Raw genomic sequence first — 20468 nt, 5'->3', positions numbered from 1 at the left:
TGCATGTCGAGAAATGTCGGTGTCATTGGCTTGGGGGCCATGGGGCTCGGCGTCGCGCGCTCGCTGTTGCGTACGGGCTTCAGGGTCCACGCGTGCGACTTGCGGCGCGACGCGCTGCAGGCGTTCGTCGATGAAGGGGGCATCGGCTGTGCGACGCCCGCGGAGCTCGGCGCGCAGTGCGAGGTCGTGATCACGCTGGTCGTGAATGCGGCGCAAACCGAGGCCGTGCTGTTCGGTGAGCACGGCGCGCTCGCGGCCATGAAGCCGGGCGGCGTCGTGATCGCGAGTGCCACGGTCGCGCCGGAGTTCGCGAGCGATCTCGGCAAGCGCGTCGAGGCGGCCGGTCTGCAGATGCTCGATGCGCCGGTGTCGGGCGGCGCGGCGCGCGCCGCGTCGGGCGAGATGACGATGATGACGTCCGGTCCCGCGGCCGCTTATGCCGCGTGCGAAGACGTGCTCGCCGCGATCGCCGGCAACGTGTATCGGCTTGGCGCCACGCATGGCGCAGGCTCGAAGGTGAAGATCATCAACCAGCTGCTGGCCGGCGTGCATATCGCGGTGGCCGCCGAGGCAATGGCGCTCGGCCTGCGCGAAGGTGTCGACCCGGACGCGCTGTTCGATGTGATCACGCACAGCGCGGGCAATTCGTGGATGTTCGAGAACCGCGTGCCGCATATTCTCGCGGGCGACTACACGCCGCTGTCGGCGGTCGATATTTTCGTCAAGGACCTCGGCCTCGTGCTCGATACCGCGCGTCGCACGAAGTTTCCGCTGCCGCTGTCGGCGGCCGCGCATCAGATGTTCATGATGGCGTCGACGGCGGGCCACGGTGGCGAAGACGACTCGGCGGTCGTGAAGATTTTCCCAGGCATCGAATTGCCGACGAAGCAATAGGCGAGGGAGAGGTCATGACGGCTCAAACGAAACCCGCGCTGCTCGGCTGCATCGCCGACGACTTCACCGGCGCCACCGATCTCGCCAACATGCTCGTGCGCGGTGGCATGCGCACGGTGCAGACGATCGGCGTGCCCACCTCCAACGCAGCGCTTGGCGCCGACGCGCTCGTCGTCGCGCTGAAGTCGCGCACGATCCCGGCCGCCGACGCGGTCGCGCAATCGCTGGCCGCGCTCGCCTGGCTGCGCGCGCAAGGGTGCCGGCAATTCTTCTTCAAGTACTGCTCGACCTTCGATTCGACCGATGCGGGCAACATCGGCCCGGTGACCGATGCGTTGCTGAATGCGCTGTCCGCCGAGTTCGCTGGGCGCGCGTCGTTCACGATCGCGTGTCCCGCGTTTCCCGAGAACGGCCGCACGATTTTTCGCGGTCATCTGTTCGTCGGCGATGCGCTGCTGAATGAGTCGGGCATGGAAAACCATCCGCTGACGCCGATGCGCGACGCGAACCTCGTGCGCGTGCTGCGGCGGCAAACGCAATCGAAGGTCGGGCTCGTGCGTTACCACCAGCTCGCGCAAGGCGATGCGGCCGTGCGTGCCGCATTCGCCGCGTTGCGCGCCGACGGCGTGCGCATCGCGATTGCCGATGCGGTGTCCGACGCCGATCTGCACACGCTCGGCGCGGCCTGCGCGGACCTCGCGCTGATCACCGGCGGCTCCGGCGTCGCGCTTGGTTTGCCCGCCAACTTCCGGCGCGCGGGTCTGCTCGGCGAGCAAACCCATGCCGCGCAATTGCCGCGTATAGAAGGTTTGTCGGCGGTGCTCGCGGGCAGTGCGTCGACGGCGACCAACGCTCAGGTCGCCGCCTGGTGCGCGACACGGCCCGCGTTCCGCATCGATCCGCTCGCGGCGGCGCGCGGCGAGGACGTCGTCGGCGAGGCGCTCGCGTTCGCACAACAGCGCTTCGTGCACGCGGAAGCGGTGCTGGTCTATGCGACCGCATCGCCCGACGAAGTGCAGGCCGTGCAGCGCGAACTCGGCGTCAACGAGGCCGGGCATCTGGTCGAGAAGACGTTGGCGGCGATTGCGCGCGGTCTGCGCGAACGAGGAGTGCGCAAGTTCGTCGTCGCGGGCGGCGAGACTTCGGGCGCCGTCGTGCAGGCGCTCGACGTGCGCATGCTGCGCATCGGCGCGCAGATCGATCCGGGCGTGCCGGCCACGGCGACGACCGGCGCCGAGCCGCTCGCACTCGCGCTGAAATCCGGTAATTTCGGCACCACGGACTTCTTCGACAAGGCCCTGCGCCATCTCGACGGAGCCGCGCAATGAGCGACGCACCGGCACTTCACACCTGCGCCGAAGCGCGCGTTCGCGAGGAAATCTGCGCGGTCGGCGCGAGCCTGTATCAGCGCGGCTATACGGTCGGCAGCGCCGGCAACATCAGCGCGCGGCTTGACGACGGCTGGCTGATCACCCCGACCGACGCGTGCCTCGGCCGCCTCGATCCCGCCGACATCGCGAAGGTCGATGCAAACGGCCACGCGGTGTCGGGCGGCAAGCCGTCGAAAACGCTGGCGCTGCATCGCGGTATCTATGCGCGCAACGGCGAGGCGCGCGGCATCGTCCATACCCATTCGACGCATCTGGTCGCGTTGACGCTCGCGGGCGTATGGAGCGAAGCGGACGTGCTGCCGCCGATCACACCGTACTACGTGATGAAAGTGGGCCACGTACCGCTGATTCGCTACGAACGTCCGGGTGATCCCCGAGTGGCCGCGCAGATCGCCGCGCTGGCCGATCGAGTGCGCGCGGTGTTGCTCGAACGTCTGGGGCCGGTAGTGTGGGAGCGCTCGGTCGCGCACGCGTCGTATGCGCTCGAAGAACTCGAGGAGACCGCGCGCCTGTGGCTGATGACGAATCCGCGGCCCGCGCCGCTCGACGCCGCCGCGATCGAAGAACTCCGTGCCGTGTTCGGCGCGCGCTGGTAGCAGCGCGCATTGCCGATGAACGCCGCGCACCGTATCGCACTGTCTTGAAGGAGTTGCCGCCATGCCTCGCTTCGCCGCCAATCTGTCGATGATGTACAACGAGCACGCGTTCCTCGATCGCTTCGCCGCCGCCGCGCGCGACGGCTTCAACGCGGTCGAATTCCTGTTTCCCTACGAGTTCCGCCCGGGCGAGCTGAAGGCGCGGCTCGACGCGCATGGCCTCACGCAGGCGCTGTTCAATGCGCCACCCGGCGACTGGAGCGGCGGCGAGCGCGGCCTTGCGTCGTTGCCGGGCCGTGAGGACGACTTCCGCCGCGGCATCGACACGGCACTCGAGTACGCGCGCGTGCTCGGCAATCGCAAGCTGCATGTGATGGCGGGGTTGATCGCCGGCGATCAAGCGGGCGAAACGCAGCGCAAAACACAACGCGACGTGTATCTGAACAACCTCGTCTATGCCGCGCGGGCCGCGCAAGCCGAACAGATCACGGTCGTCATCGAGCCGATCAATACGCGCGACATGCCCGGCTATTTCCTGAATCGACAGGACGACGCGCAAGCGATCTGCGCCGAAGTCGGCGCGCCGAATCTGAAGGTGCAGTTCGATTGCTATCACTGCCAGATCGTCGAGGGCGATCTCGCGACGAAGCTCAAACGCGATATGGCCGGCATCGGTCACATCCAGGTTGCGGGTGTGCCCGAGCGGCACGAGCCCGACATCGGTGAGCTGAACTACCCGTACCTGTTCGATCTGATCGATGCGCTCGGCTACGACGGCTACATCGGCTGCGAATACCGGCCGCGCGCGGGAACCTCGGCGGGGCTTGGCTGGCTGAAGCCTTATCTCGATGCGGGGCGTTGACTCTTTCCGACAACCACTGACGCACACGTAACCATGAAAGTACTGATCACCGGCGGTGCCGGTTTTCTCGGCCAGCGTCTCGCGCGCGAGCTGCTCGCGCGTGGCGCACTGAAAGATGCGCACGGCGCACCGCAAGCGATTACCGGGCTCGTGTTGCTCGACGTCGTGCGCGCGCACGATTTCGGCGATGCGCGCGTGCGCACCGAAGTCGGCGATATCGCGGAGCGCAGTGTGCTCGAACGCGTGATCGACGATCAAACCTCGGCGATCTTTCATCTCGCTGCGATCGTCAGCGGCCAGGCCGAGGCGGACTTCGATCTCGGCATGCGCATCAATCTCGATGCGTCGCGGCTGCTGCTCGAAATCTGCCGGCAGCGCGGGCACCAACCGCGCGTCGTGTTCACCAGTTCGGTCGCGGTCTACGGTGGCGATCTGCCTGCAGTCGTGCAGGACGACACCGCGCTCAATCCGCAGTCGTCGTACGGCGCGCAGAAGGCGATCGCGGAGCTGCTGCTCAACGATTATTCGCGGCGCGGTTTCGTCGACGGCCGCGTGCTGCGGCTGCCGACCATCAGCGTGCGGGCGGGGCGGCCGAATGCGGCGGCGTCGTCGTTCGCGAGCGGCATCGTCCGCGAGCCGCTCAATGGCGAGGAGGCCGTGTGTCCGGTCGCCGGTTCGACGCGGCTGTGGTTGCTGTCGCCGCGCAAGGCGATCGAGGGTCTTATCGCCGGCCTCGAACTCGATGGCGCCGCGCTTGGCAAGCAACGCGTGCTGAACCTGCCTGGCTTGTCGGTCAGCGTCGACGAGATGATCGCGGCACTGCGCGAGGTCGCGGGCGAGGCGGTCGCGAGCCGCATTGTGCGGCAGCCCGACGAGCGCATCGAGAAGATCGTCGGCAGCTGGCCCGGCGCGTGGGATACGTCGCGCGCCGAACGGCTCGGGCTCGCGACCGAGCGCAGTTTCGCGGACGTGATTCGCGGCTACATCGCCGATGAAGGAATCGAAGTTCGCTGAAGATCGCCCCCTCCGCGTATTCCCTGGTGTCGCTTGGCACGGCTGCGGCCGTGCTTGACATGCTTTCGCGCCCCCGCCTATTATCGAGGCTGTTTTGTTCGATATATGACCTTGTGTTCGTATAAAGAACATGAGGCGGGCGAAGAAGGGGCGGCAGCCGTATCGGTCGTCAATCCCAAGCCCATCGTTCACGATCCTGCGCTAAGCTGCTTCGACGTGACGGCGCGCTACGCCGCCGCCATTTTGCAGTTGCCCGTCCGCGGCCGTTGGCGCCCAGGGCCGATGCCTCGGCGCATCGAACCGGCCTCATCGGTGCGAAGCCGGCCGAGGCGCAGCGCACGCAGCATCTCAACTGGAGACATCCCATGACCGAAGCATTCCTGTGCGACGCGATTCGCACCCCCATTGGCCGCTATGCGGGTTCGCTGTCGTCGGTGCGCGCCGACGACCTGGGCGCGGTGCCGCTCAAGGCGCTGATGGAGCGCAACAAGAACGTCGACTGGACCGCGATCGACGACCTCATCTACGGCTGCGCCAACCAGGCCGGTGACGACAACCGCAACGTCGCGCGCATGTCGCTGCTGCTCGCGGGTCTGCCGAAGGACGTGCCGGGCTCGACGGTCAACCGTCTGTGCGGCTCGGGCATGGATGCGGTCGGCATCGCCGCGCGCGCGATCAAGTCGGGCGAGGCCGCGCTGATGATTGCCGGCGGCGTCGAAAGCATGAGCCGCGCGCCGTTCGTGATGCCCAAGGCGACCAGCGCGTTCTCGCGTCAGAACGAGGTCTACGACACGACGATCGGCTGGCGTTTCGTGAATCCGCTGATGAAGAAGCTGTACGGCGTCGACTCGATGCCGGAAACCGGCGAAAATGTCGCGACCGACTACAACATCAGCCGCGCCGACCAGGACGCATTCGCGCTGCGCAGCCAGCAGAAGGCGGCGCGCGCGCAACGCGACGGCACGCTCGCGCAGGAGATCGTCGGCGTGACGATCGCGCAGAAGAAGGGCGATCCGATCACGGTCATGCAGGACGAGCATCCGCGCGAAACGAGCCTCGATACGCTCGCGAAGCTGAAGGGCGTCGTGCGTCCGGACGGCACGGTGACGGCCGGTAACGCATCGGGCGTGAACGACGGCGCGGCGGCGTTGCTGCTTGCCAATGAAGAGACCGCGAAGCGCTTCGGCCTCACGCCGCGCGCCCGCGTGCTCGGTGTGGCCACCGCCGGCGTCGAGCCGCGCGTGATGGGCATCGGCCCGGCACCCGCGACGCAGAAGCTGCTCGCGCGGCTGGGCATGACGATCGATCAGTTCGACGTGATCGAACTGAACGAAGCGTTCGCCTCGCAAGGTATCGCGGTGCTGCGCGCCCTCGGCGTCGCCGACGACGATCCCCGCGTGAACCCGAACGGCGGCGCGATTGCGCTCGGCCACCCGCTCGGCATGAGCGGCGCGCGTCTGGTGACGACCGCGACGTATCAACTGCAACGCACGCAGGGCCGCTTCGCGCTGTGCACGATGTGTATCGGCGTCGGCCAAGGCATCGCGATCGCGATCGAGCGCGTGTGATGCGTGAGCTGGTTTAGCGCCAGCTTCGGTCCCCGCGCCAGGCGGGTCTCCGCGCAAGCTGAATAGTAAAAAGCGGAAGGGCCGGCGTCGAGACACGCCGGCCCTTTGTTTTGATCGCGCCTTGTTGCGCCGGGCGCAGGCGCTATGACGCCGCTTCGACGGTCAGATGCATGACCTCATGCACCGGCGCGAGCCGCGCGCGAATCGTCTCGGCCGTAACGCCGCCATGCGTGCGCACGCTGACGATCGCCGCTCGCGCCTCCGGGCCGATCTGCCAGACGTGCAGGTCGGCGATCTCGGCATCGCCGTGCGAATCCAGGATTTCGCGGATTTCGCCGGCCACGTGCTCGTCGGTTCTGTCGAGCAGCACGCCGGCCGTGTCGTGCATCAGCGTCCATGCCCAGCGCGCGATGACGATCGAACCGACGATGCCCATCAGCGGGTCCGTCCAGACCCACCCGAGATAGCGGCCGGCCAGCATGGCCACGATCGCCAGCACCGAGGTCAGCGCATCGGCGAGCACGTGCACATAGGCCGAGCGCAGGTTGTTGTCGGACCCATGCGCATGGTCGTGATGATGGTGATGATCGTGATGCCCATGGTGCGCATGGCCGCCCGACAACAGCAGCGCGCTGACGATGTTCACGACCAGCCCGATCGCCGCAATCACCGCGGCCTGCCCGAACGCGACACCGGTGGGATGAACGAGCCGGATCGCCGATTCGATGCCGATGCCAAGCGACACCAGCGCGAGAATCAGCGCCGAAGCGAAGCCGGCAAGCTCGCCCACTTTTCCCGTTCCGAAACTGAACGCGCGGTTTGCCGAGTTGCGTCTCGCGAACGCATACGCGAGCGCGGCAATGCCGAGCGCGCCGGCATGCGTCGCCATGTGGAAGCCATCGGCGAGCAGCGCCATCGAGCCGGTCACGTAACCGGCCGCGATTTCGCCGATCATCATGACAACGGTGAGCGCGACGACGAAGCGGGTCCGGCGCGCGTTGTCGTCGTGCGAGCTGCCGAGAAACGAGTGCTCGTGTTTGCGGATCAGATGGTCAGTCATACAAACTTACTTCGAATAGCGGCGGATTGCGCCGATCAATGCATCAACTCCCTTCTTGCGCTGGCTGGCCGTCAGGTCCGGATGCGCGACATGTTCGCGCGCGTGCGCCTCGACGATCTCGTCGAGCAGGCCGTTCATTGCGCCGCGGGTCGCGGCCACCAGGTGCAGGACTTTTTCGCAATCGGCGTCCGACTCCAGTGAACGCTCGATAGCCTGAACCTGGCCCGCGATGCGACGAACGCGCTTCAATAAGCCGTCTTTGTGTGTGCTCAGATGTGCCATACATATACCCCCTATGGGTATATAGGATAGCACGGTGACGAGATGGCGTTTCTGATGGCTGTCGGCGGCCATGCCGATGCATACGTCGGCAAATCGTTCGCGTCATACTGTTGGCCGTGGTTGTCCTGTAGGCGCAGAGTTCATGACGCCGGGCACGAATGCTGCGTAGCACGAAGCGATTGCGCTCGACGCGCATGACCGACCGTCAAGCCGTATCGATACCTTGCAGGAGGAGAACGCGGATGAAAATAGCGACGATAGCTGCAGCATTGGTCATCGCGGTGGTGGCCGCGGCCCCGCCGGCGCGAGCGCAGGGCGACATGGCGAGCACCGCGCAAGCGATGCTCAGCGCGGCGCAGCCGGTGCATATGACGGCGGAGATCGTCGCCATCGATGCGGGCAACCGTTCGCTGACATTGAAGGGCCTGCATGGCGACGTCGCGATCGTGCTCGTCAGCCAGCAGGTTGCCGGTTTCGATCAGCTGAAGATCGGCGATCGCGTCGACGTGCTGTACAAGAATGCGTTGCTCACCAAGGTCGAGAAGGCAAGCAGCGCGGGCAAGGGGATTCGCGAGCGGGTCGACCGGCGGAGCTATGCGCCGGCGTCGGGCGGGTACGAGTCGGCGCGGCAGACCGAGGTGCTCGCGACCGTGCTGAAGATCGATCGCAAGCAGCGCCTCGTGACGCTGCGCGGCGCGTATCAGACCCAGACCTTCGAAGCCGCGCCCGACGTCGATTTGAGCGACGTGAAGGTCGGCGACACCGTGCATGCGGCGTTCGTGTCGGCCGCCGCGGTGCAGGTGACGCCGGTCGGGCAGTGAGCGGCGGGGCCGCAGTCGATTCCGGCGGCCGCATCTGTTTCGCGAACTATGTCGAAATATGTCGCGGCTCCCGCCGAATGCCCGCAAAACCTTGCCTGGCGGGCCCGCGTCGCGGTGAAACAGCGCGACATATGTTCCGTGATGATTTCCGCGGTGTGTCCTTCTATAGTCCGTTCGTTGCCACGCGGCAGTGACGCAAGTGGCCCGAATCCAGCAAGGACATACCGTGAAAAATCGTTCATTCGCAGGTTCCGACAGGGTCTGCGCCAGCATGGCGCGAGGCGCGCTGCGCAAGGCGGTGTTCGGCGCGGCCGCCGCCGTGCTCGCGCTCGGCAGCGCATCGGCGTTCGCGTGGTCGGGTCACGGCACCGCGTACACGTCGCGCGGCGTCTATAACGGCGCGCACTACGGCTCGTGCGGCGGCGGTAGCTGCTCGCATGCGGGCAGCGTGGCCGGCCCCTATGGCGGCGTCGCGAGCAACACTGGCACGGTCACGCGCACGGCGCCCGGCCAGTTCTCGAACTCGGGTACCGCGACGGGCCGCTACGGCAACTCGGTGCAGCACTCGGGCGACACCAGTTGCGCGGGCGGCTCCTGCTCGCATAGCGGCACGCTGACCGGTCCCGACGGCAAAACGGCGACGACGTCCGGCGACGTGACGCGCACCGCGCCGGGCCAGTATTCGTCGTCGGGCTCGATCAGCGGGTCGAACGGCAATACGGTCAATCATTCTGCGTCGACGAATTGCGCGGGGTCGACCTGCGCGCGCTCGGGCACGGTGACAGGTCCGGACAACAACAACGTCTATCACTCAGGCACCGCGACGCGGGTCGCGCCCGGCGTCGTGACGACTTCGACGAGCGTGACCGGCACGCAAGGCCACACGGTGACGTCGAGCGGTACGGTGGTAACAGGCGGCGTGGTGGTCGCGGGCGGGACCACGACGGCGACCGGTACGACCGTGGTCGTTGCGCCGAAGCCGGTGGTGGTCGCGCCGCCGCCTCCGCCGGTCGTCGTCCCGCCGCCGGTCGTGTACGTGCCGCCGCCGGTCGTGGTGACGCCTCCGCCGGCCTATGTTCCGCCGCCGGTGGTGGTCGTGGCGCCGCCCCCGCCGCCGGCCGTCTACGTCGCGCCGCGTCCCGTGTATGTCGCGCCGCGGGCTGCGGTCTGGGTGCCGGGCCATTGGGTCGGGCGCGTGTGGGTGCCGGCGCATTGGGCCTGACGATGAGCGCGGCGATGAGAATCAGAACCTGCGTAGAATCGTGGCGCTCACGTCGCGCCGCGCGGTGCGACGCGATGTGCGAAATGGCGGGCTCGTGTCCACCATCGGCTGAGGGGGAGCGTCACTCGCGAGCGCAAAGGGCTGCGCGGGGCGCGCTCCGCAAAACGGTCGCGCTCGCGACGATCGTCGTGGCGACGTTGCTGGCGGTCAACGCAGTCATCGACGCCGGCGACGCCAACGACGACCTTCGCGCGAACCCCGCCGCCGGCGCGGCGAGCGACTGTTCCGCGCGCTACGCCGCGTTGCTCGATCTGGCCGAACTCGCGCGGCGTGACGGCAAATCGTCCGAGGTGGTCGTGCGTGGCTTGAGCCAGCAGAACGGGGCAATGAGCGAGTGCATACCTGCAGGCCGGGTCAGGCCTGCACCGCCATTACATTGAACGCGGCCGCGTCAGATCGCGTTCCAGAAAAATCGCGCCGGGGATCGGATTGGACACGTAGGCGTCGATGGGCTCGAATCCCAGCGATGCGTAGAGGCCGAGCGCTGCTTGCATCGTCGGCAGCGTGTCGAGACGCATGCGGCGATAGCCTCATCGCGAACAGCGAGAATCCCTTGAAGAGGTATCGGTTCTGATTCTGCGCAATCCAGTTTCTGGCTGATTCGTGAAACAGCCACCGCCAGTGGCGCCACGCCGACGCTGCCGCGCCTGGGTGATGGCACTCTTCTTACTCACAAACGACCCATCGGCCACAGCTAACGCAAGGTCCAGTTCATCGACGACCTCGCTGATTGACTGGTGTGTGGCTGATACCAACTAATGGATTGAATCGCTTGACCGGGTATTTGTGGAGGAGGCGCAAGATCAAACTATGTTTCAGTCAGGACTGGTGCATTGCAGAACATCTTTGTCAAAACGTTGCTCAAAATCGCTTCGGCCGAAGCGATCGACAGATCATTGGGCATCGTCATGTTGAAGTAGAGGATGCCGTCGACCAATGCGATAACGGCGAGCGCGTGGTCGGCGAAAGGGCCCGGCAACTGTATGTTGAGGCGCTTGCATAGCTGCTCAATGAAGTACGCGATCATGTCGCGCTTTTGCAGGCATAAGGCATTCACATGTTGTCGGAATTCTGCGTCACGCATGGCATGCAAACGTGCCTCAGCCCAGATGATGTAGTTGTTGTCGTCGCGATAGCACTGCGCGTACAACAAGGTGAGCTGCACGTGCAGGTTTTCGCTGGACGGTGCGGCGTCTCGCAGCTTCTGCAAGTTTTCTTGCATGTTCTGGTGATCGAGACGGAGCAGTTCGACGAATAGATCGCTCTTGCTGCTGAAGTTCGAGTAAAACGCGCCGCGGGTATAGCCGGCCTGGGCTGCGATATCCTCCACGCTAGTCGCAGCAAACCCTTTTTCGGCGATGCTCGACGCTGCTGCGTCGAGCAAGCGCCGCCGGGTTCGCTCACGACTTTCTGCTCGCGTCATTCGTTTGTGTGGCATGCGGCAAAGCGCTCATATGGCAAAGAACGATGGCCAAAATCCACGCTCCTCGCAAATCGTTTGGTGCGTAGGGCTGCTATTTGAAGGCGACCGCTTCGGATTCGGGAGGTTGCCATCCGCCACCGAGCGCCTTGAAGGCAGCAACGGCTGCGCGTGCGGATTCCGTTTGCGCCTGCACCCGCTCGTCCGAGGCGCGTAGCAGGTTGTCGTCGGCCTGCAAGACTTCGATCAGGCTGACGACGCCTTTTTGATAGGCTGCGAACGAGGCGGCTCGCGCCCGGCCGAGCGAGTTCACTCCCTGGGCGAGCACCGCGGCCTCTTGCTCGCGCTTCACGAGTGCCGAGAATGAGTTCTCGACGTCTTCGGTTGCATGAAGCGCGGCGAGCCGATACGCGGCCAGCATTTCCGCCTGCTGCCCCTTGGCCTGCTCGATCTGCGCATTGATGCGGCCGAAATCGAACAGACGCCAGCGCAGCCCCAGCACGCCAGCGGCCTGATTGGCGCCGGTACTGAACAGGTTGCCGCTGGCCACCGAGGTGGCGCTGCCGAGCAGTCCACTGAGCGACACCTTGGGGTAATACTCTGCGATCGCTACGCCGATGCGCGCGTTCGATGCGGCGAGGCGACGCTCGGCCACGATCAGGTCGGGCCGGCGCCTGAGCAACTCACCCGGCGATCCTGTGTCCGCGATCCGCGGGGCGACCGGGATGTCACCAGCTTCGACCAGTTCGGCTCGATGCGTGCCGGGCCGTGAACCCAGCATTACATCCAGCGCGTTCATCGCAGCATCCAGACCCGCCTCGAGCACCGGGACGGATGCCTGAACCTGGGACAGCGCACCTTCGGCCTGGCTCACCTGAAGGTCGGCCGCCAATCCTTTGCTATACAGGAGGTTGATGGTCGAAAGCAGATCCTGCTGCGTCTGCACCTGCCGCCGGGCAACCTTCAGACGGGCCTGCAATCCACGAATCGTGATGTAAATATCGCCAGTCTGCGCCGCCACTGCCAGGCGCGTGGCCACCGCACCGGCTTCCGAAGCCTGGTATTCGGCAAGTGCGGCTTCCCGCCCGCGACGCAGGCCACCAAACACATCCAGTTCCCAGCTCGCGTTGAAATCAGCCTCGTAATCATTGCCGTAGCGATCGAAACCGGGCGTCGAATTCAGGACTCGCCCCAAGGGGGTTTCGACCGACTGGTAGACTCGCGCCGCCTGACCGCTGACAGTGCCGGACGGCAGCAGCGCGGCATTCGCCGCGCCAAGTCCCGCGCGCGCCTGCGAGACGCGAGCGGCGGCCTGCGCGAGGTCCAGGTTCTGATCCAGTGCGAGCGTGACGAATCGTGTCAGTTGCGGATCATCGAAACCCGTCCACCACGTGACAAGGTCGGCACTGGCCGCCGCGTGTCGGTGATCCACCGCGGCCTGGCCCTGGAACTGCTCGGGCATGGCTACATCGGGCCGGACATAATCGGGGCCTACAGCGCAGCCAGCCGAGAGACTGGCGGCAATAACCGCGGCAAGGATGGGTTTGGGTAGCATGAGCGTCTTCGCAAGATTCCGGTGGTGACTATAATACCAAATAGTCACTGGTTGTCCATTCCTGTATGCTATACCCATGAAAAAAGCCACCAGTTCCCCCATCCCGGCGCGCGGCCCCGCTGACCACGAGGTACGGGATCAGATCGTTGTCGCCGCCACCGAGCACTTCAGCCGGTATGGCTACGAGAAAACGACGGTCTCAGACCTCGCCAAGGCGATCGGGTTTTCCAAGGCCTACATCTACAAGTTCTTCGAGTCCAAGCAGGCCATTGGCGAGATGATTTGCGCGAACTGCCTGCACGAGATCGAAACCGAGGTCAGGTCGGCCGTCGCACAGACCGATCTGCCACCGGAGAAGCTGCGGCGGATGTTCAACGTCTTCACGGAAGCGAGCCTCCGTCTGTTTTTCCAGGACCGCAAGCTCTACGAGATTGCCGCATCGGCGGCCACGGAGAACTGGCAGGCGGTGCTTGCGTATGAAGAGCGCGTCCAGAAGCTGCTTCGGGACGTCCTCCAGGAGGGTCGGCAAAGCGGGGACTTCGAGCGCAAAACCCCCCTCGATGAGACTGCGATGGCGATCTATCTGGTGTTGCGCCCCTACCTCAACCCAATGCTCCTGCAGTACAGCTTCGATTACACCAAGGTCGCGCCTGCACAACTGTCCGGTCTCGTGCTCCGCAGTCTGTCGCCTTGATGGAAATCTCGGTTGTGACCATTGACTAAATTGGTCACTAGAACCATAATGAAAGCCCCGATCACTCCGTCAATGGGTCTTTCATGCTCTGGCGTCGCCTTGCTACCTCTACAGTCGTCTGTGCACTGGCACTTGCGCTAGCCGCCTGCGGCGCAAAAGCACCGTCCGATCCGCGCACCGAAGCGCCCCTGGTGCGCACCGCCATCGCTCGGGCGGCGATCCCCGCCTCCCGTTCGTTTACCGGAACCGTTGCCGCGCGTGTGCAGAGCGACCTGGGATTTCGCGTCTCCGGCAAGGTGCTCGAGCGGCTGGTGGATGCCGGGCAAACCGTCAAACGCGGCCAGCTGCTGATGCGCCTCGACCCCATCGATCTGAGGCTTGCCGCGCAGGCCCGGCAGGACGCGGTCACCGCCGCGCGAGCACGGGCGCAGCAGACCGCGCAGGACGAAGAGCGCTACCGCGACCTACGCGGCACCGGCGCGATATCGGCATCGGCCTACGACCAGATCAAGGCGGCGGCCGACGCCGCCAAAGCGCAGCTCAGCGCGGCCGAGGCCGACGCCGACGTTGCGCGCAACGCGACTGGCTATGCCGAACTGCTGGCGGACGGCGATGGCGTCGTGATGGAAACGCTGGCCGAACCGGGCCAGGTCGTCAGCGCCGGCCAGCCCGTGGTGCGCCTGGCGCACGCCGGGCGCCGCGAGGCTGTCATCCAGCTACCCGAAACCCTACGCCCCGCAATCGGTTCGGTCGCCCAGGCCACGCTGTTCGGCAACGGCGGTGTTAGCGTGCCGGCGACGCTGCGCCAGCTTTCGGATACGGCGGATCCTCGTACCCGGACCTTTGAAGCGCGGTATGTGCTGCAGGGAGAGCTGGCCGACGCACCACTGGGCGCCACCGTCACGGTCCAGATTCCGGACGCGCGTTCCGCGGTGCAAGGCGGTTTGCAGGTGCCGATCGGCGCGCTGTTTGACGCGGGCAAGGGACCGGGGGTGTGGGTCATCAACGGCGAGCCGGCGAAGGTTGCCTGGCGGCCGGTTACTGTCGAACATCTGGACGACGATAGTGCTCGCGTCGCCGGTGAGATCAAGCAAGGCGACCGGATCGTCGCGCTCGGCGCGCAGCTGCTGCGCGAAGGCGAGCAGGTCCGGGTGACAAGTCAAGCCGTCGCCATGACGGCCGAGGGAGCCCGTCCGTGAGCGAAGGCCGTTTCAACCTGTCGGCGCTCGCCGTGCGCGAGCGCTCCATCACCCTGTTCCTGATCTGCCTGATTTCTCTGGCAGGGCTCGTTTCGTTCTTCAAGCTGGGCCGGGCGGAAGACCCCGCGTTCACGGTCAAGGTGATGACCATCATCACCGCATGGCCGGGAGCCACGGCGCAGGAAATGCACGATCAGGTCGCCGAGAAGATCGAAAAGCGCATGCAGGAGCTGCGCTGGTACGACCGGACCGAGACCTACACACGGCCTGGGCTGGCCTTCACGACCTTGACCTTGCTCGACAGCACGCCGCCGTCGGAAGTGCAGGAGCAGTTCTACCAGGCCCGGAAAAAAATCAGCGACGAGGCGGGCAATCTTCCATCCGGCGTGATCGGACCGATGGTCAACGACGAATACGCGGATGTTACCTTCGCGCTGTTTGCGTTGGAGGCGAAGGGTGAACCGCAGCGCCTGCTCGTTCGCGATGCCGAGACGCTGCGCCAACGGCTGCTGCACGTGCCGGGCGTGAAGAAGGTCAACATCATCGGTGAGCAGGCGGAGCGGATCTATGTCGAGCTCTCACATGACCGGCTGGCAACGCTGGGCGTGAGCCCCCAGGACGTGTTCGCCGCGCTCAACGGTCAGAATGCCCTGACGCCGGCCGGCTCCGTGGAGACCAAAGGTCCGGAGGTGTTCATTCGCCTGGACGGCGCCTTCGACAACCTGCAGAAGATCCGCGACACGCCGGTCGTAGCGCAGGGCCGCACGCTGAAGCTGTCGGACATCGCCACCGTCACACGTGGTTATGAAGATCCGGCGACGTTCATGATCCGCAACAACGGCGAACCTGCACTGCTGCTGGGCATCGTCATGCGCGACGGCTGGAACGGGCTCGATCTCGGCAAGGCGCTGGACAGCGAGGTCGGCGCAATCAACGCCGGGCTGCCGCTGGGCATGAGCCTCACCAAAGTCACCGATCAGGCCGTCAACATTCATTCGGCGGTCGACGAGTTCATGCTCAAGTTTTTCGTCGCGCTGCTGGTGGTCATGCTGGTGAGTTTCGTCAGCATGGGCTGGCGGGTGGGCCTCGTCGTTGCCGCGGCCGTACCGCTGACACTCGCGGTCGTGTTCGTGGTGATGGCCGCAACCGGCAAGAACTTCGATCGCATCACGCTCGGATCGCTGATCCTCGCGCTCGGCCTGCTCGTGGACGACGCGATCATCGCGATCGAAATGATGGTGGTAAAGATGGAGGAAGGCTACGGCCGCATCGCCGCCTCCGCCTACGCGTGGAGTCATACGGCCGCGCCGATGCTGGCGGGCACGCTGGTGACCGCCGTCGGCTTCATGCCCAATGGTTTCGCGCGCTCCACGGCCGGCGAATACACCAGCAACATGTTCTGGATCGTTGGCATCGCACTGATCGCATCGTGGGTCGTCGCCGTGGTCTTCACGCCCTACCTGGGTGTGAAGATGCTGCCCGACTTCAAAAAGGTCGAAGGCGGTCACGACGCGATCTACGACACGCCGCGCTACAACCGCTTCCGTCAGTTGCTCACGCGCGTCATCGCGCGCAAATGGCTGGTCGCCGGTTCGGTCGTGGGCCTCTTCGTGCTGGCCATCCTCGGCATGGGCGTGGTCAAAAAACAGTTTTTCCCGATCTCCGACCGTCCCGAAGTGCTGGTCGAGGTGCAGATGCCCTATGGCACGTCGATCTCGCAAACCAGCGCCGCGACGACGAAGGTCGAAGCGTGGCTCGCGAAGCAGAAGGAAGCCAGGATCGTCACCGCATACATCGGGCAAGGCGCGCCACGCTTTTACCTGGCGATGGGGCCGGAACTGCCCGATCCGTCGTTTGCCAAGATCGTGGTGCGCACGGACAGCCAGGATGAGCGCGACGCATTGAAGCAGCGACTGCGTCAGGCAGTCGCCAACGGTCTCGCCTCCGAGGCGCGCGTGCGGGTCACGCAACTCGTGTTCGGTCCGTATTCGCCGTTCCCGGTCGCCTACCGTATCTCTGGTCCGGACCCGGACAAGCTGCGCGGTATTGCGGGAGAAGTTGAGCAGGTGATGGACTCCAGTCCGATGATGCGTACGGTCAACGCTGACTGGGGTACGCGCTCGCCCACGCTGCACTTCACGTTGCAGCAGGACCGTCTGCAGGCGGTGGGGCTGACATCCAGCGCCGTGGCGCAACAACTGCAATTCCTGCTAACCGGCGTGCCCGTCACCGCCGTGCGGGAGGACATTCGAACCGTGCAGGTCATCGCGCGTTCGGCCGGCGATGTTCGTCTCGACCCGGCCCGGCTCGGCGACTTCACGCTGGCTGGCGCGAACGGGCAACGCATTCCGCTGTCGCAGGTGGGCAAGGTCGACGTGCGCATGGAGGAACCAATCATGCGCTGGCGCGACCGCGTGCCGACGATCACGGTACGGGGCGACATCGCCGACAACCTTCAGCCGCCGGACGTATCGACGGCGATCACCAGGCAGCTTCAACCCATCATCGCCAGGCTTCCGACCGGCTACCGTATCGAAGAGGCGGGCTCCATCGAGGAATCGGCTAAAGCGACGAAAGCCATGTTGCCGCTCTTCCCGATCATGCTGGCGGTTACGCTCATCATCATCATCTTCCAGGTGCGCTCGATCTCCGCAATGGTGATGGTGTTCCTGACCAGCCCGCTGGGCTTGATCGGGGTGGTGCCGACGTTGATCCTGTTCAGGCAGCCGTTCGGCATCAATGCGCTGGTCGGTCTCATCGCGCTATCGGGCATCCTGATGCGCAACACGCTGATCCTGATCGGACAGATTCACCAGAACGAGCAGGCGGGGCTGGATCCGTTCCATGCGGTCGTCGAAGCTACCGTGCAGCGTGCCAGACCGGTGATCCTGACGGCCATGGCGGCGATCCTCGCTTTCATCCCGCTGACCCATTCGGTGTTCTGGGGAACCCTCGCGTACACGCTGATCGGCGGCACGTTCGCCGGGACGATTCTGACCCTGGTCTTCCTGCCGGCGATGTATTCGATCTGGTTCAAGATTCGACCCGAGCGTATCGCCGGCTTGCGCAAAGATCGGCATGAGCAGGTGCAGCCTTCCGAGCAAACGCTGCAGGACGCGCTCGACGCGGACAGTTAAAAAAACACCATCAATTCACCTGAAGGGAGCTGTTCATGTCGAATTCCACTGTTGTCGTTGTTACCGGCGTGTCATCGGGTATCGGACGCGCCGCCGCCGAGAAGTTTGCCAGGCGGGGGTGCCGCGTATTTGGCACCGTGCGCAGCATCGCAAAAGCCGCGCCTATCTCGGGAGTCGAGCTTGTCGAGATGGATGTTCGCAACGATGCTTCGGTCCAGGCTGGAATCCAGTCCGTCATCGATCGCGCCAGGCGAATCGACGTGCTCGTCAACAATGCAGGAACGAGCATGATTGGCGCGGTCGAGGAAACGTCGACTGCCGAGGCCTCGTCTCTGTTCGATACCAACGTATTCAGCATTCTGCGCGCGACACAGGCTGTACTCCCCCACATGCGGGCACAACGCGGTGGAAGGATCGTCAATGTCAGTTCGGTGCTCGGGTTTCTCCCGGCGCCCTACATGGGACTCTATTCGGCGTCCAAGCACGCTGTGGAAGGGCTGACCGAAACCCTCGATCATGAGGTGCGCCAGTTCGGCATACGCGCAACGCTGGTCGAACCGACTTTTACCAGGACCAATCTCGACATCAATGCGCCCCAGGCGGGTTCGAAAATCGCCGACTATGACCGCGAGCGTGCCCTTGCAATGAGCGCAGTCGTGAACAGTGTCAAAGGTGCCCCCGAGCCCGAGGGCGTGGCCAACACTATTGTCGAAGCGGCGCTTGGCGCCTGGCGGATGCGTCGCACGCCTGCCGGACAGGCGTCGTTGCTGAGCAAGTTACGCCGCTTTATGCCCGCTGGTCCCGTCGATTCAAGCTTGAGGAAAACATTCGGACTTGGTTGAAGCGCTCGTCCACGCATCACATTGCGGCCAAGGTTCGGCGCAGCGGAAACCGGATCTCGAACGTGGTCCCCACGCCCTCGCGCGACGCAAACTCGATCTGCCCATCGAGCACGCGGCATAGCTCCCTGACGATCGCGAGCCCGAGCCCCGTGCCCGGAATCTCGTCGCAGGCCGCGCGCTCGAACTCATCGAATACGCGCTCCGCGTCGGCGGGCGCAATGCCGACGCCGGTGTCGGAGACGCGAATCGCCCAGTGTTCGGCGCCATGCATCGCGAACCGGATTTCGACTTGCCCCGACTTCGTGTACTTGATCGCGTTGGTCAACAGATTGACCGCGATCTGCTTGAGCTTCAGCCGATTCGACGTGACGACCGGCAGCGCCGCGTCGAACGCGCTGCGCAACGCAAGCCCTTTCGCCTCGATCGACGGTCGCGTCGACGCGACGAGTTCGTCGAAGAGTTCGCGCAAATCGACGTCTTCGAGCACGAGCGGCGCGGAGTCTCCGAGCACGACCGAGTACTCGACCATCTGGTCGACCAGTTGCTTCATGTCGGCAGCCTGACGGTTCGCGAGCGTCAATGCGGCATCGGCTTTCGACGGCGCTCGCTCGATCAGTTGCAGCGCGACCGAAAACGCGTTGAGGAAATTGCGCAGATCGTGCACGACGCTGCGCGTGATCTGCATCCGCGATGCATATAGATCGCCGACCAGCCGTTGCTCGAGCGTCAATTCGTGATTCGCGCGTTCGAGCCGTCCCGTGTATTCGTCGATCTTGCGATCGCGTTCGGCGACCACTTCCTTGATCGACTCATACCTGACCACGCTGAATGCTTCGGCGATCAGGCGGCGCGCGCGGCTCTCGTGACGGCGCGTGCAAGTCCGGTCGCGTTCGACGAACTCTTCGAGCGCTTCGAAGAGCACCTGCTGAAAGAGGTCCAGTTCGCGCACCAGCTCTTCGATCCGGTAGCCCTGCTGCCAACGGACCTTGCCGTGCTTCTTCGCGTCGCGTTCGATCGACGTTTCGACGCGCTCGAGATCTTCTGCATCGAGCGCCCGGCACAGCTCGTCGAGAATATCCGGCAGATGGTCGGCCAGTTGCCGATAAGTGAGCTTGTCCGCTTCGACGAGATCGGCGTCGGCGGAGACGGCATGCATCCATTGCCGCGTCAGGCCGCCCCGTTCCGCGCGGATGAAGTTGGCGAAGTTGCGCAGCGGGCTCACGCGTCTGTCGGTCATGATGGATACCGGAATGGAGTTTCTACAACATACAACGCGCGAACGGTTCGAACGCCTCGATTTGCGCGTGCACCGCAAACCTGTTTCGCTGCCGATCGGCCAGGCGACCCGATGCGCGCCGGCAACCCGCGTCATTATCCGCGCAATTGCCGTTCGTGGAACATCTCTTGCGGGACTCTGATCAGACGAGAAGGCAAATTTTGTCCGCAAAACATGATGTATTCGATATTGCTGGTCGACGACGAACCGGAAATTCTAGCCGCATGGCGGTTGATTCTGGAGAGCGCAGGGTATGAGGTGAGTTGCGCGAGCAATGGCGCCGAAGCACTCGCTTGTGTCGTCGCTCACGTTCCCGACCTGATTGTTACGGACTGGATGATGCCGGTCATGGACGGCGCGGAGTTATGCCGCCGTTTGAAATCGATGCCGTTATCCGTCAACGTACCGATTCTGGTCCATACCGCGGTGCCGCCTTCGGACAGCGATGCGCATTACTGCAGCGCATGTCTGCTGAAGCCGATCGGCGCGGATCTCTTTCTGACCACGATCGCGCAGCTCTGCGCGCCACGATGCTGATATGGCACGCGTCGCCGCGTTCACCGTCGTGTGATGAC

Annotated in this window: 20 protein-coding genes; 14 read left to right on the top strand and 6 right to left on the bottom strand. The window is 64.8% G+C overall.

Going from position 1 to position 20468, the window contains the following annotated elements:
- The first annotated feature begins 3 nt into the window (after positions 1-3).
- The 6 genes from ltnD (at position 4) to pcaF (ending at position 6325) form a co-directional block, all read left to right on the top strand.
- Complete coding sequence (gene ltnD, locus OKW37_RS33415; RefSeq protein WP_429403477.1) at positions 4-894, top strand: L-threonate dehydrogenase; 891 nt, start codon at positions 4-6, stop codon at positions 892-894.
- A gap of 14 nt (positions 895-908) precedes the next feature.
- The gene (gene otnK, locus OKW37_RS33410) at positions 909-2222 is read left to right on the top strand and encodes a 3-oxo-tetronate kinase (protein WP_429403476.1); all 1314 of its coding nucleotides are present in this window, start codon (positions 909-911) and stop codon (positions 2220-2222) included.
- Positions 2219-2881 (top strand): aldolase, encoded by a 663-nt coding sequence (locus OKW37_RS33405; protein WP_429403475.1) that lies wholly within the window; start codon positions 2219-2221, stop codon positions 2879-2881. Before otnK ends, OKW37_RS33405 begins: the two co-directional genes overlap by 4 nt.
- Positions 2882-2942: 61 nt before the next feature.
- Positions 2943-3743, top strand: a complete 801-nt coding sequence (otnI, locus tag OKW37_RS33400; protein WP_429403474.1) for a 2-oxo-tetronate isomerase — start codon at positions 2943-2945, stop codon at positions 3741-3743.
- Between the two features lie 33 nt (positions 3744-3776).
- Entirely contained in the window at positions 3777-4757 is a 981-nt protein-coding gene (denD, locus tag OKW37_RS33395; RefSeq protein WP_429403473.1) for a D-erythronate dehydrogenase, read from the top strand.
- Positions 4758-5122: 365 nt separating this feature from the next.
- Positions 5123-6325: a 3-oxoadipyl-CoA thiolase gene (gene pcaF / locus OKW37_RS33390; protein ID WP_429403472.1), complete on the top strand. Its 1203-nt coding sequence runs from the start codon at positions 5123-5125 to the stop codon at positions 6323-6325.
- A 142-nt stretch (positions 6326-6467) separates the two neighbouring features.
- Here the strand turns inward: pcaF and dmeF are convergent, their stop codons facing one another.
- Together dmeF and OKW37_RS33380 are read right to left on the bottom strand one after the other, a co-directional pair.
- Positions 6468-7385, bottom strand: a complete 918-nt coding sequence (gene dmeF / locus OKW37_RS33385; RefSeq protein WP_429403471.1) for a CDF family Co(II)/Ni(II) efflux transporter DmeF — start codon at positions 7383-7385, stop codon at positions 6468-6470.
- Positions 7386-7391: 6 nt separating this feature from the next.
- Positions 7392-7667: a metal/formaldehyde-sensitive transcriptional repressor gene (locus OKW37_RS33380; RefSeq protein WP_026226594.1), complete on the bottom strand. Its 276-nt coding sequence runs from the start codon at positions 7665-7667 to the stop codon at positions 7392-7394.
- 242 nt (positions 7668-7909) lie between these two features.
- Between OKW37_RS33380 and OKW37_RS33375 the strand changes: the two genes are divergently transcribed.
- From OKW37_RS33375 to OKW37_RS33365, 3 genes are all read left to right on the top strand, one after another.
- A complete protein-coding gene (locus tag OKW37_RS33375; RefSeq protein WP_429403470.1) occupies positions 7910-8488 on the top strand; it encodes a hypothetical protein in 579 nt (192 codons plus the stop codon).
- A 271-nt stretch (positions 8489-8759) separates the two neighbouring features.
- Positions 8760-9710, top strand: coding sequence for a hypothetical protein (locus tag OKW37_RS33370; protein ID WP_429404356.1), 951 nt, complete (start codon positions 8760-8762; stop codon positions 9708-9710).
- A gap of 188 nt (positions 9711-9898) precedes the next feature.
- Positions 9899-10150 carry a hypothetical protein gene (locus tag OKW37_RS33365; protein ID WP_429354136.1) on the top strand — a complete coding sequence of 84 codons (252 nt, stop codon included), beginning with the start codon at positions 9899-9901 and terminating at the stop codon, positions 10148-10150.
- Here OKW37_RS33365 and OKW37_RS33360 read toward each other — a convergent pair.
- The 3 genes from OKW37_RS33360 to OKW37_RS33350 form a co-directional block, all read right to left on the bottom strand.
- Positions 10142-10288, bottom strand: coding sequence for a hypothetical protein (locus OKW37_RS33360; RefSeq protein WP_429354135.1), 147 nt, complete (start codon positions 10286-10288; stop codon positions 10142-10144). The genes OKW37_RS33365 and OKW37_RS33360 overlap by 9 nt on opposite strands.
- A gap of 290 nt (positions 10289-10578) precedes the next feature.
- Entirely contained in the window at positions 10579-11154 is a 576-nt protein-coding gene (locus OKW37_RS33355; protein WP_429403469.1) for a TetR/AcrR family transcriptional regulator, read from the bottom strand.
- A gap of 130 nt (positions 11155-11284) precedes the next feature.
- Positions 11285-12745, bottom strand: coding sequence for an efflux transporter outer membrane subunit (locus OKW37_RS33350; protein ID WP_429403468.1), 1461 nt, complete (start codon positions 12743-12745; stop codon positions 11285-11287).
- A gap of 76 nt (positions 12746-12821) precedes the next feature.
- Between OKW37_RS33350 and OKW37_RS33345 the strand changes: the two genes are divergently transcribed.
- From OKW37_RS33345 to OKW37_RS33330, 4 genes are all read left to right on the top strand, one after another.
- The gene (locus OKW37_RS33345; RefSeq protein ID WP_184039356.1) at positions 12822-13439 is read left to right on the top strand and encodes a TetR/AcrR family transcriptional regulator; all 618 of its coding nucleotides are present in this window, start codon (positions 12822-12824) and stop codon (positions 13437-13439) included.
- 83 nt (positions 13440-13522) lie between these two features.
- Positions 13523-14638 (top strand): efflux RND transporter periplasmic adaptor subunit, encoded by a 1116-nt coding sequence (locus OKW37_RS33340; protein ID WP_429403467.1) that lies wholly within the window; start codon positions 13523-13525, stop codon positions 14636-14638.
- Entirely contained in the window at positions 14635-17775 is a 3141-nt protein-coding gene (locus tag OKW37_RS33335) for an efflux RND transporter permease subunit (protein WP_429403466.1), read from the top strand. Before OKW37_RS33340 ends, OKW37_RS33335 begins: the two co-directional genes overlap by 4 nt.
- 35 nt (positions 17776-17810) lie before the next feature.
- Positions 17811-18617 carry an oxidoreductase gene (locus tag OKW37_RS33330; protein WP_184060687.1) on the top strand — a complete coding sequence of 269 codons (807 nt, stop codon included), beginning with the start codon at positions 17811-17813 and terminating at the stop codon, positions 18615-18617.
- Positions 18618-18633: 16 nt separating this feature from the next.
- On the opposite strand, the gene OKW37_RS33325 is transcribed toward OKW37_RS33330, so the two are convergent.
- Positions 18634-19854: a sensor histidine kinase gene (locus OKW37_RS33325; RefSeq protein ID WP_184060689.1), complete on the bottom strand. Its 1221-nt coding sequence runs from the start codon at positions 19852-19854 to the stop codon at positions 18634-18636.
- A gap of 111 nt (positions 19855-19965) precedes the next feature.
- Between OKW37_RS33325 and OKW37_RS33320 the strand changes: the two genes are divergently transcribed.
- Positions 19966-20430 carry a response regulator gene (locus OKW37_RS33320; protein ID WP_244145179.1) on the top strand — a complete coding sequence of 155 codons (465 nt, stop codon included), beginning with the start codon at positions 19966-19968 and terminating at the stop codon, positions 20428-20430.
- Positions 20431-20468 lie beyond the last annotated feature (38 nt).

It is taken from the genome of Paraburkholderia sp. MM5482-R2, from assembly GCF_050436125.1.
Classification (GTDB): Bacteria; Pseudomonadota; Gammaproteobacteria; order Burkholderiales; family Burkholderiaceae; genus Paraburkholderia; species Paraburkholderia tuberum.
This window is presented reverse-complemented; position numbering and strand designations above follow the sequence as displayed.

Coding starts and splice junctions, on each gene's coding strand:
- OKW37_RS33320 (WP_244145179.1), top strand. CDS start 19,966: ATGCGCGCCGGCAACCCGCGTCATTATCCGCGCAATTGCCGTTCGTGG.
- denD (WP_429403473.1), top strand. CDS start 3,777: ATGAAAGTACTGATCACCGGCGGTGCCGGTTTTCTCGGCCAGCGTCTC.
- OKW37_RS33375 (WP_429403470.1), top strand. CDS start 7,910: ATGAAAATAGCGACGATAGCTGCAGCATTGGTCATCGCGGTGGTGGCC.
- OKW37_RS33380 (WP_026226594.1), bottom strand. CDS start 7,667: ATGGCACATCTGAGCACACACAAAGACGGCTTATTGAAGCGCGTTCGT.
- otnI (WP_429403474.1), top strand. CDS start 2,943: ATGCCTCGCTTCGCCGCCAATCTGTCGATGATGTACAACGAGCACGCG.
- ltnD (WP_429403477.1), top strand. CDS start 4: ATGTCGAGAAATGTCGGTGTCATTGGCTTGGGGGCCATGGGGCTCGGC.
- OKW37_RS33345 (WP_184039356.1), top strand. CDS start 12,822: ATGAAAAAAGCCACCAGTTCCCCCATCCCGGCGCGCGGCCCCGCTGAC.
- OKW37_RS33370 (WP_429404356.1), top strand. CDS start 8,760: ATGGCGCGAGGCGCGCTGCGCAAGGCGGTGTTCGGCGCGGCCGCCGCC.
- otnK (WP_429403476.1), top strand. CDS start 909: ATGACGGCTCAAACGAAACCCGCGCTGCTCGGCTGCATCGCCGACGAC.
- OKW37_RS33350 (WP_429403468.1), bottom strand. CDS start 12,745: ATGCTACCCAAACCCATCCTTGCCGCGGTTATTGCCGCCAGTCTCTCG.
- pcaF (WP_429403472.1), top strand. CDS start 5,123: ATGACCGAAGCATTCCTGTGCGACGCGATTCGCACCCCCATTGGCCGC.
- OKW37_RS33325 (WP_184060689.1), bottom strand. CDS start 19,854: ATGACCGACAGACGCGTGAGCCCGCTGCGCAACTTCGCCAACTTCATC.
- dmeF (WP_429403471.1), bottom strand. CDS start 7,385: ATGACTGACCATCTGATCCGCAAACACGAGCACTCGTTTCTCGGCAGC.
- OKW37_RS33330 (WP_184060687.1), top strand. CDS start 17,811: ATGTCGAATTCCACTGTTGTCGTTGTTACCGGCGTGTCATCGGGTATC.
- OKW37_RS33360 (WP_429354135.1), bottom strand. CDS start 10,288: ATGCGTCTCGACACGCTGCCGACGATGCAAGCAGCGCTCGGCCTCTAC.
- OKW37_RS33340 (WP_429403467.1), top strand. CDS start 13,523: ATGCTCTGGCGTCGCCTTGCTACCTCTACAGTCGTCTGTGCACTGGCA.
- OKW37_RS33405 (WP_429403475.1), top strand. CDS start 2,219: ATGAGCGACGCACCGGCACTTCACACCTGCGCCGAAGCGCGCGTTCGC.